The organism is Pseudomonas lalkuanensis, assembly GCF_008807375.1.
Lineage (GTDB): Bacteria > Pseudomonadota > Gammaproteobacteria > Pseudomonadales > Pseudomonadaceae > Metapseudomonas > Metapseudomonas lalkuanensis.
In genome coordinates, this window is record NZ_CP043311.1 from 2,627,745 (window position 1) to 2,641,065 (window position 13,321).

15 protein-coding genes are annotated in these 13,321 nt (G+C 66.6%); 6 read left to right on the forward strand and 9 right to left on the reverse strand.

Annotation, left to right across the window (positions count from 1 at the left end; genetic code table 11):
• Positions 1 to 98: 98 nt before the first annotated feature.
• From FXN65_RS12330 to FXN65_RS12360, 7 genes are all read right to left on the reverse strand, one after another.
• Positions 99 to 956, reverse strand: a complete 858-nt coding sequence (locus tag FXN65_RS12330) for an EamA family transporter (RefSeq protein ID WP_151133477.1) — start codon at positions 954 to 956, stop codon at positions 99 to 101.
• A 28-nt stretch (positions 957 to 984) separates the two neighbouring features.
• Complete coding sequence (locus FXN65_RS12335) at positions 985 to 1,647, reverse strand: response regulator transcription factor (protein ID WP_151133478.1); 663 nt, start codon at positions 1,645 to 1,647, stop codon at positions 985 to 987.
• A 53-nt stretch (positions 1,648 to 1,700) separates the two neighbouring features.
• Entirely contained in the window at positions 1,701 to 2,246 is a 546-nt protein-coding gene (locus tag FXN65_RS12340; RefSeq protein ID WP_151133479.1) for a PQQ-dependent catabolism-associated CXXCW motif protein, read from the reverse strand.
• A 162-nt stretch (positions 2,247 to 2,408) separates the two neighbouring features.
• Positions 2,409 to 3,203, reverse strand: coding sequence for an ABC transporter permease (locus FXN65_RS12345; RefSeq protein WP_151138772.1), 795 nt, complete (start codon positions 3,201 to 3,203; stop codon positions 2,409 to 2,411).
• A 134-nt stretch (positions 3,204 to 3,337) separates the two neighbouring features.
• Complete coding sequence (locus tag FXN65_RS12350) at positions 3,338 to 4,054, reverse strand: ABC transporter ATP-binding protein (RefSeq protein WP_151133480.1); 717 nt, start codon at positions 4,052 to 4,054, stop codon at positions 3,338 to 3,340.
• Positions 4,051 to 5,019, reverse strand: coding sequence for a YVTN family beta-propeller repeat protein (locus FXN65_RS12355; RefSeq protein ID WP_151133481.1), 969 nt, complete (start codon positions 5,017 to 5,019; stop codon positions 4,051 to 4,053). Before FXN65_RS12355 ends, FXN65_RS12350 begins: the two co-directional genes overlap by 4 nt.
• Before the next feature lie 23 nt (positions 5,020 to 5,042).
• Positions 5,043 to 6,239, reverse strand: coding sequence for an ABC transporter substrate-binding protein (locus FXN65_RS12360; RefSeq protein WP_151133482.1), 1,197 nt, complete (start codon positions 6,237 to 6,239; stop codon positions 5,043 to 5,045).
• Between the two features lie 152 nt (positions 6,240 to 6,391).
• On the opposite strand from FXN65_RS12360, the gene FXN65_RS28415 reads away from it, so the two are divergent.
• The 3 genes from FXN65_RS28415 to FXN65_RS12370 are packed head-to-tail and all read left to right on the forward strand — an operon-like array spanning position 6,392 to position 8,424.
• Positions 6,392 to 6,526 carry a hypothetical protein gene (locus FXN65_RS28415; protein WP_280178741.1) on the forward strand — a complete coding sequence of 45 codons (135 nt, stop codon included), beginning with the start codon at positions 6,392 to 6,394 and terminating at the stop codon, positions 6,524 to 6,526.
• A gap of 6 nt (positions 6,527 to 6,532) precedes the next feature.
• On the forward strand, positions 6,533 to 7,795 hold the full coding sequence (locus FXN65_RS12365) for a HAMP domain-containing sensor histidine kinase (protein WP_151133483.1): 1,263 nt from the start codon (positions 6,533 to 6,535) through the stop codon (positions 7,793 to 7,795).
• Positions 7,792 to 8,424 carry a response regulator transcription factor gene (locus FXN65_RS12370; RefSeq protein ID WP_151133484.1) on the forward strand — a complete coding sequence of 211 codons (633 nt, stop codon included), beginning with the start codon at positions 7,792 to 7,794 and terminating at the stop codon, positions 8,422 to 8,424. Before FXN65_RS12365 ends, FXN65_RS12370 begins: the two co-directional genes overlap by 4 nt.
• Positions 8,425 to 8,632: 208 nt before the next feature.
• Here FXN65_RS12370 and FXN65_RS12375 read toward each other — a convergent pair whose 3' ends face one another.
• Together FXN65_RS12375 and exaA are read right to left on the reverse strand one after the other, a co-directional pair.
• The gene (locus FXN65_RS12375) at positions 8,633 to 9,280 is read right to left on the reverse strand and encodes a pentapeptide repeat-containing protein (protein WP_151133485.1); all 648 of its coding nucleotides are present in this window, start codon (positions 9,278 to 9,280) and stop codon (positions 8,633 to 8,635) included.
• 59 nt (positions 9,281 to 9,339) lie between these two features.
• Positions 9,340 to 11,208: a quinoprotein ethanol dehydrogenase gene (gene exaA, locus FXN65_RS12380; RefSeq protein ID WP_151133486.1), complete on the reverse strand. Its 1,869-nt coding sequence runs from the start codon at positions 11,206 to 11,208 to the stop codon at positions 9,340 to 9,342.
• A gap of 302 nt (positions 11,209 to 11,510) precedes the next feature.
• Here exaA and FXN65_RS27880 point away from each other — a divergent pair, with 302 nt between their 5' ends.
• The 3 genes from FXN65_RS27880 to FXN65_RS12390 all read left to right on the forward strand — a co-directional run bounded on the left by FXN65_RS27880 (position 11,511) and on the right by FXN65_RS12390 (position 13,312).
• Entirely contained in the window at positions 11,511 to 11,663 is a 153-nt protein-coding gene (locus tag FXN65_RS27880; protein ID WP_178119316.1) for a hypothetical protein, read from the forward strand.
• 327 nt (positions 11,664 to 11,990) lie between these two features.
• Complete coding sequence (gene pedF, locus FXN65_RS12385) at positions 11,991 to 12,428, forward strand: cytochrome c-550 PedF (protein WP_151133487.1); 438 nt, start codon at positions 11,991 to 11,993, stop codon at positions 12,426 to 12,428.
• A gap of 5 nt (positions 12,429 to 12,433) precedes the next feature.
• Positions 12,434 to 13,312: a substrate-binding periplasmic protein gene (locus FXN65_RS12390; protein WP_151133488.1), complete on the forward strand. Its 879-nt coding sequence runs from the start codon at positions 12,434 to 12,436 to the stop codon at positions 13,310 to 13,312.
• Positions 13,313 to 13,321 lie beyond the last annotated feature (9 nt).

Genomic DNA, 13,321 nt, shown 5'->3' on the forward strand with positions numbered 1-13,321 from the left:
ACCGGCGGTGTGTCCGGGTAGTACGGATTCATCTGGTCACCTGAATCGATGCACCTGGCGCCCCCCTGCCAGGCAGCGCCGCGCGCCAGGGTCCGGCCTCAAGCCCGTTGCGGCACCGCCTGGAACTTCGCCCGCAGCACCAGGGCGATGCCGCCGAGGACGACCACCGACACCAGCGCCAGGCGCAGGCTGATGTGTTCGCCCAGCAGCAGGGCGCCGCCGAGTGCCGCCAGGACCGGGACGCTCAGTTGCACGCTGGCGGCCTGGAGGGCGCCGAGGCCGGGGAGGGCGCTGTACCAGACGGCGTAGCCGATGCCGGAGGTCAGGGCGCCGGAAAGCACGGCGTAGACGAAACCCGGCAGATCGAGGCGCAGCTGGTCGATGAAGGGCAGCATGAGCAGCGCGGCGAAGGGCAATGCGCGGATGAAGTTGCCGGCGGTGGCCGCCAGCGGCAGGCCGGCCTGGCGCCCGAGCAGGGTGTAGGCGCCCCAGGCAAGGCCCGCGAGCAGCATCAGCAGGCCGCCCACCAGCGGCGGTGCGCTGGCGCCGGGCAGCAGCAGGACCACCAGCCCACCGGTGGCCAGGGCGAAGCCGAGGGCCTGTTGCAGGTTCAGGCGTTCACCGCGCACAAGGCCGAAGACCACCATGCACAATTGCACGGCGCCGAACAGGAGCAATGCCCCGGCGCCGGCGTCCAGTTGCAGGTAGGCATACGAGAAGGCCGCGGCGTAGACGAACAGCGCTGCGGCAGCGCGCCAGTTGCCGGTGGCGGCCAGGGGCTGGCGGCGCAGGCGCAACAGTAGCCAGAGCATCAGGGCGCCGGAGGCGATGCGGATGGCGGTGAAGCTCACCGCGTCTATGTCGGTGTGCTTGAGGGCGAGACGGCAGAGCAGGGAATTGCCGGCGAAGGCCAGCATGGCCAGGGCCGTGAACAGCAGCGTGCGGGCGGCAGGCATGGTCGTCCTTGGAGAAGTACCCGGATGGTCAGCGACGCAGGTAAGCGGTGAAGTCGATATCGCTGGCCGAGAGAATGGCCTGCACCCGGTTGTGCACGTTGAGTTTGCGCAGGATGGCCGAGACATGGGCCTTCACCGTGGTTTCGGCGATGTCCAGGTTGTAGGCGATCTGCTTGTTGGATTCCCCCTTGGTCATCCGCTCCAGCACCAGCAGCTGCTTGCGGGTCAGGGCCTGCAGCAGTTCGGGCGGAATGCCGGCTTCCTCGTGGTGGCGGCGTGGCGAGGCCTTCTGGGTGCGGATGATGTCCGACGGCAGGTAGACGTTGCCGTTGAGGATCTGCTCGATGGCGTCGGTCATCTGCGCCCGTGGCGAGGATTTGGTGATGAAGCCTACCGCGCCGTAGGTGATGGCTTGCAGCACCACCTGCTTGTCCTGCTCGGCGGAGACGATCACCACCGGCACCGTGGGCGCCTCGTTGCGCAGGTTGATCAGCCCGTTCAGGCCATGCATGCCGGGCATGTTCAGGTCCAGCAGGATCAGGTCGAGGTCGTCGTGCTCCTGGGTCAGCGCCAGGGCACTGTCCAGGTCGGCGGTCTCCATCACTTCGCTTTCCGGGAAGCCATCGCTGATGACGTTATGGATGGCTTCGCGGAACAGCGGGTGGTCATCGGCAATCAGGATCTTGTACACGGCCTTTCACCTCGTTTTTCTCATTATGGTGTGGCATGCCCGGAAGCGCCGGGTCAGGGGAAGGGCACGGGACGGGCGGGCTGCAGAGGCAGGCCGGCCTGTTCCCAGGCGTCGATGCCGTCACGGTACCAGTAGAGGTTGGTGTAGCCCAGCGCGGCAGCGCGCTTCACCGCGTTCCAGCTGAGCCAGCAGTCGGAGCGGCAGTAGAACACCATAGCGCGGTCGCGTCGGCCGCCGCTGGCCTGCTGCAGGTTGCGGCTGAAGTAGTCCTGCCATTGGGGGCTGAGCTCGCCGTCGCCGGTGTTGGCCAGCCAGATACTGCCGGGCAGGTTGGCATGGGGCTCGTCTTCGATGAAGCGCCCCTGCAGCCACTGGCGGCGATAGACGTCCACCAGCAGGGTGTCGGGCTCGGCCTGCAACTGGGCCCGGAGCTGGGCGGTATCCAGGGTCTGGGCGGCGTCGGCGCTGGCGGGGGTGGGGCTGCGGTAGCGCGTCAGGCGGTAGCCGTCGGCGGAAAACAGCGGAGTATCGGCCGTCTCGCCGGCGAAGGCGGGCAGCGCGAGGGCAATGCAGGCGAGGCAAGTGAGTAGGCGCTTCATGGCGGACACTCTGTTCTTTTTATGCAGCCATTACAGGCCAGTGCCGCTGCTTTGGGTATTCGACGTTGAGAGGGGAAAACCAGTACCAAAGTAGTAGATGGCCGCACCGGCCCCGCGTCCGGCAGCGGCCACCGCAGAAGCCGGATGACGCCGATCCTTCCTTCAGCCGGCCTTGCGCAAGGCAGCGTGCTGGGGGTTGAAGCTGAGCATCGCAGCGATGGCGAACAACAGGGTCAGCGCCAGGCACACGGCGGTCGCCAGGCCGTTGAAGCGCTCGTAGAGGGCGAAGCGCACCATCTCCACTGCATGGCTGAACGGGTTCAGGGCACAGAGCCAGTACAGCCACTCGCTGGCCTCGCGCATCTTCCACAAGGGGTAGAGCGCCGAGGAGAGGAAGAACAGCGGGAAAATCACGAAGTTCATCACTCCGGCGAAGTTCTCCAGCTGGCGGATGCCGTTGGACAGCAACAGGCCCAGGGCGCTGAGCAGCAGGGCAGCGACCAGCAGTGCAGGCAATGCCGCCAGCAGGCCGAAGGCCGGTGGCTGCACGCCATAGAGCCAGGCAATGGCGAGGAAGGCGTAGACCTGCAGCAGCGACACCAGCGAGGTGGCCAGCAGCCGCGCGCCCAGCAGAAAGGGGCGGGGCAGGGGGCTGGTGAGCAGCAGGCGCATGCTGCCCATCTCGCGGTCGTAGACCATGGACAGCGAACCCTGCATGCCGTTGAACAGCAGGATCATGCAGGCCAGGCCCGGGACTATGTAGGTCTCGTAGGTGATGTAGGTGTCGTAGGGCTCGATGATGGCGATGCCCAGGGCCGCGCGGAAACCGGCGGCGAACACCAGCAACCAGAGCAGCGGGCGCACCAGGGCGCTGAGAAAGCGCGTGCGCTGCAGCACGAACCGCAGCCATTCGCGCAGCAGGATGCCGCGCAGGCAATGCCAGTAGGGAGCGAACATCGTCATGCCTCCGAAACTCTTCTCGTGGGAGCGATTTCAATCGCGAAGCGGGTTGCGGGGTCGCCATTGGACGGTTTTGGGGACGGCTGCGCCGTCCTTTTGCGAATGAATTCGCCCCCACAGGCCGGGCTGGTTCATGCCGTCAGCCGCTCGAAGGCCGCGGCCAGGCCGCCTTCCTGCTGTGCGCCCAGGCTGGCGGCGCGATCGTTGGCGATGATGCGTCCCTGGTTGAGCACCAGCAGGTTGTCCTCGGGCCGCACCTCGTCCAGCAGGTGGGTGGTCCAGAGCACGGCGACGCCTTGCTCGCGGCAGAGTTGCCGCACGTGCCGGTTCAGGCCTTCGCGACTGGCCGGATCGAGGCCGGCGCTGGCTTCGTCCAGCAACAGCAGGCGCGGCTCATGGAGCAGCGCGCGGGCGATCTCTACCCGACGCCGGTGGCCGCCATTGAGCAGGCGCACCTTGTCGTGCCGGCGCGGTCCCAGCTGGTGCCGCTCCAGTTCACGCTCGATGCGCTCGCTCGCCAGGCGGCCCGGCAGGCCGTGGAGGGCGGCGTGGTAACGCAGGTTCTGTTCGACGGAAAGGTCCAGGTCCAGCGTGCTCTGCTGGAACACCACTCCCAGGTTCGCCAGGGCCTTGCGCGGTTCCTGGCGCAGGGAATAGCCGCAGACGCGAATCTCGCCCTGGCGCAAATCGTAGAGCCGGGTGAGCAGGGCGATCAGGGTGGACTTGCCCGCCCCGTTGGGCCCCAGCAGCGCCGTGAAGCTGCCTTCCGCGAGGTGGAAACCGACTTCCGAGAGCGCGCGACGCGGGCCATAGGAGAAGCCCACATCCACCAGGTCGAGGGCGTTCACGGCGTCACCACCACACCCCAGGGATAGCGGCCGACCTTGATCGACTTGGTTACCTTGAGGTTGTCGACATCGATCACCGACACGTCGCCGCTGATGCCATTGGTGGCCAGCAGGCGCTTCTCGTCCGGGGTGAACGCCAGGTGCCAGACGCGCCGGCCCACCAGCAGGTAGTCGAGGACTTCATAGGTCCTGGCGTCCAGCACCGCCACATGGTTGGCCGGGCCCAGGGCGACGAAAGCGTACTTGCCGTCGCGGGTCAGCTTCACCCCCACCGGCTGCACCTTGTCCGGGTGCACGCCCTTGATCTGGAACTTCAGCACCTTCAATACCTTGCGGCTGTCCACGTCGACCACCGTCACCGTGCCGCCGATTTCCGCCGAGGCCCAGAGCAGCTTGCCATCCGGGCTGAACTCCACATGGCGGGGGCGCTGGTCCACCAGGGTGTTGTCCACCAACTCCTGCGTGGAGGTGTCGATCCAGTGCAGCATGTTGGTGGTTTCGCTGGTGTTCACCGCCCACTTGCCATCCGGGCTCACCGCCATGCCCTCGGGCTCCACGCCCACCTGGATCTGCGCCAGCACCTGGTCGCTCTGGGTGTCCACCACCGTCACCAGCGCATCGTCTTCGTTGGAGATGTACAGCCAGCGGTCATTGGGGTGCAGGGCGAACTGCTCCGGGTCGGCGCCGGAGGGCAGCTCCTTGATGAACTTGCGCGTGGCCAGGTCCATCACCTGCACGGTGTCGGAGTCGCTGGCGCAGATGTAGAGCAGCTTGTTGTCGCTGGACAGTGCCAGGCCACGGGGGCGCGCGCCAACCTCGAGGCTGGCGGTGACTTCCAGGCTGTCCAGGTCGATGACGCTGATGCTGTTGTCCTTCTCATTGGAGACGTAGGCCGTGGCGGCCAGCGCCTGGCCGGCGAACAGCAGCAGGGCGGAGCCCAGGGTGGCAGCAAGGGGAGTGGGCATGGCGTTCTTCCTTCTCGTTGTTGTCAGTTGGCCGCGGTGAAGCGCTGGCAGCTGCTTTCGGGGCGGTCGAAGCCCAGGCTGTCCAGTTCGCTCACCGGGTGCAGGAAACCGTCCTGGGGCGACGTGCTGACCAGGGATCGCGGCTGCACCAGGGGGATGGGCTGGCGCAGCTGGCCGTCCCAGTCTCGGTAGCTCAGCTTGCGGCCCTTGAAGCCATCCAGCGGCAGGTCGGCGGACAGCGCGAGGGCGCGGATGGCCTGGGCGTCGGCGTTCTTCAGGCGGGTCACGGCGCTGGCGATGCTGCGCACGGCGATCCAGGCGGCGAAGTCGCGGTCGTTCATCCAGCGCCCGGCCAGGGCCTCGAAACGCTTCTGCAACTGGGCGGCGCCGTAGGTTTCCACGGTCTTGTGCCAGCCGGTGGGCATCAGGCCCTGGGTGCCCGCCACGGGGCGCGGGTACCAGGTGTTGTAGGGCAGGTATTCGCCGAAATCGCCGCGCTCGTCCGCCACCAGCACCACGTCGTACTCGCGGGCCTGGGTGAACAACGGCATGTCCGCCTGGGCGCTGCGGCGCTGGTCGTTGTCGAAGGTCCAGGGTTTCTCTTCGACGATCTTCGCGCCGAAGCGCCCGGCGGCGCGACGCAGGGCGGCGGCGTAGGAAAGATCGTCCGCGGTCTGCCCAGTGACCAGCAGCCAGCGCTGCCAGCGGCGAGTGGCGAGGAACTGCGCCAGGGCGTCGGCCAGCATGGCGCGGCTGGGCAGGCTGTGCAGCAGATTGGCGCGGCATTCGCCACCGCGCAGTTCGTCACTGGCGCTGCCGGCGTTGAACAGCAGGCTGTCCGGCAGGGCATCGGCCAGTTGCAGCAGCTCCCTGGCCGGGGCATTGACCACGAACAGGCGCAGGCCCTGTTCATGCAGTTCCCGCGCCTGGGTCAGCAAGGCCTCGGGGGTGGCGGTGCGCACGGCGCTCAGGGCGTAGCTCTGCCTGAGGAAGCGGCCAGTGCTGTTGCTGTCGATGATCGCCAGTTCGGCGCCGCGCAGGCCGGCGTCTTCCGGTTCGGGAATCACGTTGGACAGCAGCGGGCCGCGCGGGGGCTCCCAGGCCAGGTAGCCGATGCGCACCTCCAGGCCGTCGCCTTCAGCGTGGACATGGGTCGTGACCAGGGCGGCGCTGGCCAGTGCCAGCAAGTAGGTTAGGCCGTGGAGCAGGTAAGGGCGCATTTCGTGGCTCCTCTGAACGTGGAGCCAGCATAGGAATGGGGCCGGGCGCGGGAAATATGAAGAAAGTACCGGTCAGTCAGTACCAAGGTAGTAGAAGGCGGCCAGCGATCAGGCCATAGGATGACCACACAAAAACCAGAAGGAAGCCGTCCATGCGCATCCTCAAACACTTGCTGCTGCCGTTGCTGCTGATCCTCAGCCTGCTCGGCTTCGACCGCGTCGACCCGGTCCGCCTCCACCACCAGAGTGGCGCCACGGTATTGCCGGTCATCTGGCTGGCGGAGTGAGCCGCCATGTCCGCGCTGTGGCGCATCAACCTGCTGGTGACCCTGTTCTTCGTCCTGGTGGGGAGCGTCTGCCTGGCGCTGATGCTGCGCCAGGCCGGACAGGACGTGCGCCGTGAACTGGTGGCCGCCGAGGCGGTGGTCGAATACCTGCGGGCGGCGGCCCTGCGCGACCCGGCCGCGCTGCAGCCGCGCCTCACCGCCAACCTGCGCCATGTGCGCGTGCACCGCCTCGATCAGACGGCCGACGAACCGGAGCGCGGCCCCCTGCAAAGCTGGCTGGCGCACTGGCTGTATCCGGGCGCCGAGGCCAGCGGAGAAGAACTGCGCCTGGCCAACGGCAGCCGCGTGCGCATCAGCGTGGACCCGCGCGACGAAGTCGACGAAATCCGCGATTCCCTGCAGCAACTCCTGGCGCTGTTCGCCATCGCGCTCTGCTTGAGCCTGTGGGCCATCCGCTGGGCGGTGCGGCGTGGGCTGCGGGTGCTGGAGGAGCTGCTGGGCGCCCTGCAGCAGGTTTCCCGGGGCGAGTTGCAGGCGCGCCTGCCGGTGCATTCGTCCCCCGAGTCACGGCAACTGGCGGGCCACTTCAATCAGATGGCCGGCTCCCTTGAACGGGTCAAGGCCGAGAACGCCGAACTCACCCAGGCGCTGCTGGCGCTGCAGGAACGCGAGCGCCGCCAGCTGGCCCAGGCCCTGCACGACGACCTCGGCCAGTACCTGGCGGGCATCCGCGCCCAGCTTTTCCTGCTGCGCAGCGTTGCCGGGCAGCAGCCAGTGGTGAACCGCACCGTGGAGGCCCTGGAAGGCAACTGCCAGCACTTGCAGGATGGCTTCCGTGCGCTGGTGCGCGATCTCTACCCGGTGGTGCTGGAGCGCCTGGAACTGGCGGAAGCCATCCACCTGCTCGGCCAGCAATGGCAGCAGGCCAATGGCATCGGTTGCCGCATGCAGCTGGCCGAAGACCTGCCGCCGCTTTCGGGCGAGGCCAAGGCCCATCTCTATCGCCTGCTGCAGGAAGCCCTGACCAATGTCGCGCGGCATGCCGGCGCCAGTGAAGTACGCGTTCGCCTGCGCGCCGGACGGCGGCGCCTGCGCCTGATGGTGCGGGACAACGGACGAGGTGCCGAAAGCCTCGGGGGCGCAGGCATCGGCTTGCGCTCCATGCGCGAACGCGCCCGCTGCCTGGGCGGTGAACTCAGGCTGCTGACGCGTCCCGGCGCCGGCCTGGCGCTGTGCCTGAGCATCCCTCTGGAGGAGTCCCGAGCATGAAGATCCTGTTGGTGGATGACCACGCCGTGGTGCGTCAGGGCTACGCGGCGCTGCTCTGCGCCTTGTTGCCAGACGTCCAGGTAAGTGAGGCGGGCAGTGGCGAGGAAGCGCTGCAGAAAGTGCAGGATGAAGTTCCCAGCCTGGTGATCGTGGACGTCGGCCTGCCCGGCATCAGCGGCCTGGAAGTCACCCGCCGGCTGCGCCAGCGCTTGCCGCAACTGCGCGTGCTGTTCTTCAGCATGCACGACGAATTGCCCCTGGTGCGCCAGGCCCTGGATGCGGGCGCCGCGGGCTACATCACCAAGAGCTCGTCGCCGGAAGTGCTGCTGGAAGCGGTGCGGCGCATCCTTGCCGGGCACCTCTACATCGAGCAGCCCCTGGCCACCCAACTGGCCTGCCGGCAGAGCGAAGACCCACGCCTGCGGGGCATTACCCAGCGCGAATTCGAGATATTCGTGATGCTCGCCCGGGGCCTGCCGGCTCGGGAAATCGCCGAACGCCTGTGCATCAGCGGCAAGACGGTGTCCAACTACCTGACCCTGCTGAAGAGCAAGTTGCAGGTGGAATCGCAGGCGGAACTGGTTCACCTGGCCATCGATACCGGAGTGCTGCGGGTGGCGGCGGTGTAGGGGCGAGTCGGTGCATTGCCCCTAGGCTTGCCAGCGAATGGCCCCGCTTCGCCAGCAAGCTGGCTCCTACAAGGTGGTTGTAGACACAGCGAATGAATTCACCCCCACAGGGAAGGCAGGTGACGCTTTACCTGTGGGGGCGATTTCAATCGCCAAGCAGCCCGAAGGGCTGCTGCAAGTCCCTACAGTTGGAATCATTCGAATCCACTCAATCCCACCCGCTCGGGCAGTCCTTGCAGCCTTCCATGTTGGTGGCCTGGAAGGTTGCATAGTGCTTGCGGGCATTGCTGAGGTCGGCGTTCTCGAGGTTGGCGTCGCCGATCTTGGCTTCCTGCAGGTTGGCGTCGCGCAGGTCGGCGCCTTTGAGGTCGACCTTGCTCAGCCAGGCCATTTCCAGGTCGGCGGCCTGGAGGTTGACCTCGTGCATCTTCGCCCCGGACAGGCGCGAGAACTCCAGGTAGGCCGCGGTGAGGTCGGCCCCCTTGAACTGAGCACCCTGGGCGAACAGGCCCCAGCCCTGCACGGCCACCAGGCGGCTGCCGGAGAGGTCGGCCAGGCGCAGATTGGCCTGCTGCAGGCTGGCGCGGGTAAGGTTGGCGCCGGCCAGGCGGGCCTTTTCCAGGTTGGCGAGGTCGAGTTTTGCATGGCGCAGGTCGGCGCCTTCGAGGTTGGCGCCGGAGAGGTCCATCTTGCGCATGTCCTGGCTGGCCAGGCTGGCGCCACGCAGGTCGGCGCCGGGGCAGCGGCTTTCCGGGGCGATGCGGCAGCCGTTGATCACCAGGTCGCCGTCGTCGGCCAGCGCTGTACCGTTGGCGAGCAGCAGTGCGAGCGGAAGGAGCAGGTGCAGGTTCTTCATGGCAGGTTTCCGTGGGAACAGGAAAGGGAAAACCGGGGCACATGGCCCCGGTCGGTCGATCAGCGTTGCGCGGTCTTGTCCCAGCTCGGCAGCTTGAACACCCAGAAGGAACCGCCCTGGGCCACCGGTTTGGTCAGGTCGGCCATGTCGCCGCCCCACAGCGGTACTGCTCCGCCATAGCCAACGGTCACGCCGATGTACTGCTCGCCGTCCTGTTCCCAGGTGATCGGCGGGGAGACGATGCCGCTGCCGGTCTGGAACTTCCACAGTTCCTTGCCGGTCTTGGCGTCGAAGGCCTTGAAGAAACCATCGCCGGTACCGGTGAACACCAGGTTGCCCTTGGTGGCCAGCACGCCGGCCCACAGCGGCAGGCGCTCCTTGTGCTCCCAGACCACCTTGCCGGTGGTGGGGTTCATGGCGCGCAGGATGCCGACGTGGTCGTCATACATGCGCTTGATGCGGAAGCCCTGGCCGAGGTACGCGGAGCCCTTCTTGTAGGCCACTTCCTCGGTCCAGTAGTCCTCCTTCCAGTGGTTGGCCGGCACATAGAACAGGCCGGTGTCCTGGCTGTAGGCCATGGGGTTCCAGTTCTTGCCGCCGAGGAAGGGCGGCGAGACTTCCACCGCCTTGCCGTGCTTCTGGCCGGGCTCCGGCAGCGGCGGACGCTGGCCGGGGTTCTCCACTGGGCGGCCGGTTTTCAGGTCGATGTGGCTGGCCCAGGTGATGTTGTCGACGAAGGGGAAGGCGTTCTGCAGCTTGCCGTTGCTGCGATCCACCACATAGAAGAAGCCGTTGCGGTCAGCGTGGGCGGTGGCCGGCACGGTCTTGCCGTCCTTGTTCTTGTAGTCGAACAGCACCAGTTCGTTGTTGCCGGAGAAGTCCCAGGCATCGTTGGGGGTGTGCTGGTAGAACCACTTCACTTCGCCGGTGCTCGGGTCCACGCCGACCTGGCCGGAGGTGTAGAGGCTGTCGTAGTCCTTCGGCTCGCCGCCGTCCGCGGTGCGCGCCCAGCCGTTCCAGGGCGCGGGGTTGCCGGCGCCGACGATGATGGTGTTGGTCGCCGGGTCGAAGCTCGCGCTCTGCCAGGGGGCGCCGCCGCCGTGGCTCCAGGCTTCCTTCTTGCCGCTGGGGTGGTTCTTGTCGTCCGGCCAGGAGGGCGCCTTGATGTCGCCGGTGGGCGTGCTCTCCTTGCCGTTCAGACGGCCCATGTGGCCTTCCACGAAGGGGCGCATCCAGACTTCTTCACCGGTGTCGGGATCGCGGGCGTAGAGCTGGCCGACCACGCCGAACTCGTCACCGGAGCTGCCGTGGATCAGCAGCACCTTGCCGGTCTTCTGGTCCTTCACGATGGTCGGGGCGCCGGTCATGGTGTAGCCGGCGCCGTGGTCGCCGAACTTCTTGTTCCAGACCACCTTGCCGGTCTTCTTGTCCAGGGCGACCACGCGGGCGTCCAGGGTGCCGAAGTAGATCTTGTCGCCGTAGATTGCAGCACCCCGGTTGACTACGTCGCAGCAGGGGCGGATGTCGTCGGGCAGGCGGTGGTTGTAGGTCCACAGACGCTGGCCGGTCTTGGCGTCGAGGGCGAAGACGCGGGAATAGGAGGCCGTGACGTAGATCACCCCGTCGCTGACGATGGCCTGGGACTCCTGGCCGCGCTGTTTCTCGTCGCCGAAGGAGAAGGACCAGGCCGGGGCCAGCTTGAACACGTTGTCGGCGTTGACCTGGGCCAGCGGACTCCAGCGCTGGGCGTTGGTGCCCAGGCCGTACTGCAGCACGTCGCCGGTGGTCTGGTGGTCGTTGGCGATGTCGTCCCAGGTGACGTTCTTGGCGAAGGCACCGCCGGCAGCGGCCAGGCCGCCCACCAGCAGCAGGCAGCGGATGGCGGTGGAAAGCGGGCTGGCAGGAGAGGGTAGCGATCTTGTTGTCATGGTTGCGATTCCCATAGTCGTTGGATACGGGGCCATCTGCTGGCCCGGCGTCTGGAATGTTGGGATTCGCGCATTCGGCTCGATACGGAAAAGCTCCCGCGCAAGCCGGGAAAACTTCCCAGTGCCCCCATGACTTGGCACTGCTGCGAAAGCGCCTGCCGCTACCTCCCGGGGAGCTACTACCGAGGGGTATGCAGGCACAGGCGACCAAGGTACCGCCCGGCCGCTACCAAGGTAGTAAAGCCAGCCGGGGCGCCTGGCCCTAGCATGACGGGCACAGGAACCTTCAAGGGGATTGCGCCATGGTCATCGTCAAGCATCTCCTGCTGCCGCTACTGGTGCTCTACTGTGTGCTCGAATTCGAGCTCGCCAGGGCGTCCAGCGACCTGGTCCACGACAGCCTCCATTCGCCGAACCTGAACCTTTCCCTCCCGGTGTATGTCAAGGCCCGCTGAACCGCCTGAAGCTGTTCACCGCTCACGCAAGAACGCCGCTTGTCCCTCACCGGGTAAGCGGCGTTCCTGCTTTCTGCACCGGGGAAACGTTGTAGGAGTCCGTTTGCTGGCGAATGGGTGATCTCCCGGAAAGCTTCGCGAGCAGAGCTCGCTCCTACACCCGTTGGCGACAACTTCGCGTCTTTCGTTCGGCTCCACTCGCATTACTACCAAGGGAGTAGGCCGCGACCACCAAAGCAGCATTCGGCCTTCGGTGGGGGCTTCTTACCATTTCCTCACAGCGCCTCTCCGGGGCGCCGCCTTGCACAGCTAATGAGGATGTATGTGATGAACAAGAACAGCGCACTGCGCGGCCTCGCATTCCTGGCCGGCCTGACCCTCAGCGGAATCGTCCTGGCTCACGGTGACGTGGTGCCCCAGGCAGTGAACACCGAAGGCCTGGAGCAGTTGGGCAAGGAATGGCGCGATGAAAACCCCTATCGCGCGCCGTACGAAAATCACGACCTGGCCGTTGAAATCGGTTCATCCGCCTACAACCAGAATTGTGCGCGCTGCCACGGCCTGGAGGCCAAGTCCGGCGGTATCGCGCCCGACCTGCGCTACCTGGAAACCGACGCCAGCGGCGATGAGTGGTTCAAGGAGCGGGTCATCAACGGTGCGGTGCGCGACGGCGCGGTGTACATGCCGAAGATGGCCGACTTCCTCAGCCAGGAAGCCCTCTGGGCCATCCGCACCTACCTGGAAAGCGTGCACGTGGACGAGTGATCGCCATGCGCCTGCTGGTTCTGCTGTGCTGGCTGCTGTGCCTGCCCCTGGCGCAGGCACAGGTGCGCCCCTTTGACGACATCGTCGATTCGGGCGTGCTGCGGGTGGCCGTCTACGAGAACTTCGCGCCCTACAGCTTCAAGGAAGACGGCAAGGCGCGCGGAGTGGATATCGACCTTGCCAATGCCCTGGCCGAGGGGCTCGGGCTGAAGCTGGAACTGCTCTGGGTCACGCCGGGCGAGCGGCTTGACGATGACTTGCGCAACTTCATCTGGAAGGGGCACTACATGCGCCCCGGCGTGCTCGCCGATGTGATGCTGCGGGTGCCTTACGACCGCGACTACTCGCAGAAGCGCAACGACGTGGGCGAGCTGGCCAACGAACAGGTGGTGATGTTCGCTCCCTACCAGCGCGAGCGCTGGCAGGTGGCCTACGACAGCCGGCGCCTGCCGGAGGTGCCGAGCATCGGCGTGTTCCAGTTCCATCCCATTGGCGTGGAGCTGGAGAGCGTGCCGTCCTTCTACCTCACCTCGGTGTTCGCCGGGCGCCTGGCGCGCAATGCCCATCACTACCCGGGGCCGGCAGCGGCCTTCGACGGCATGCGCAAGGGCGAGGTGGACGCGGTGATGGCCTTGCGCGGGGAGCTGGACTGGCTGGAATACCAGGCCCGCGACCCGCAGATCCTCAATGCCGACAACACCTATCCCAACCTCGGCCGTCCCGAATGGGACATCGGCATGGCGGTGCATGAGAGCAATCGCCAGCTCGCCAACGCGGTGGAAGAAACCCTCGACGCCATGGTGCGCGACGGCCGCATGGCAAAGCTCTACGCCGCCTACGGCCTGCGCTACGAGTTGCCGGGGCTCTATCAGGACGTTCAATAGCCGGAGGTG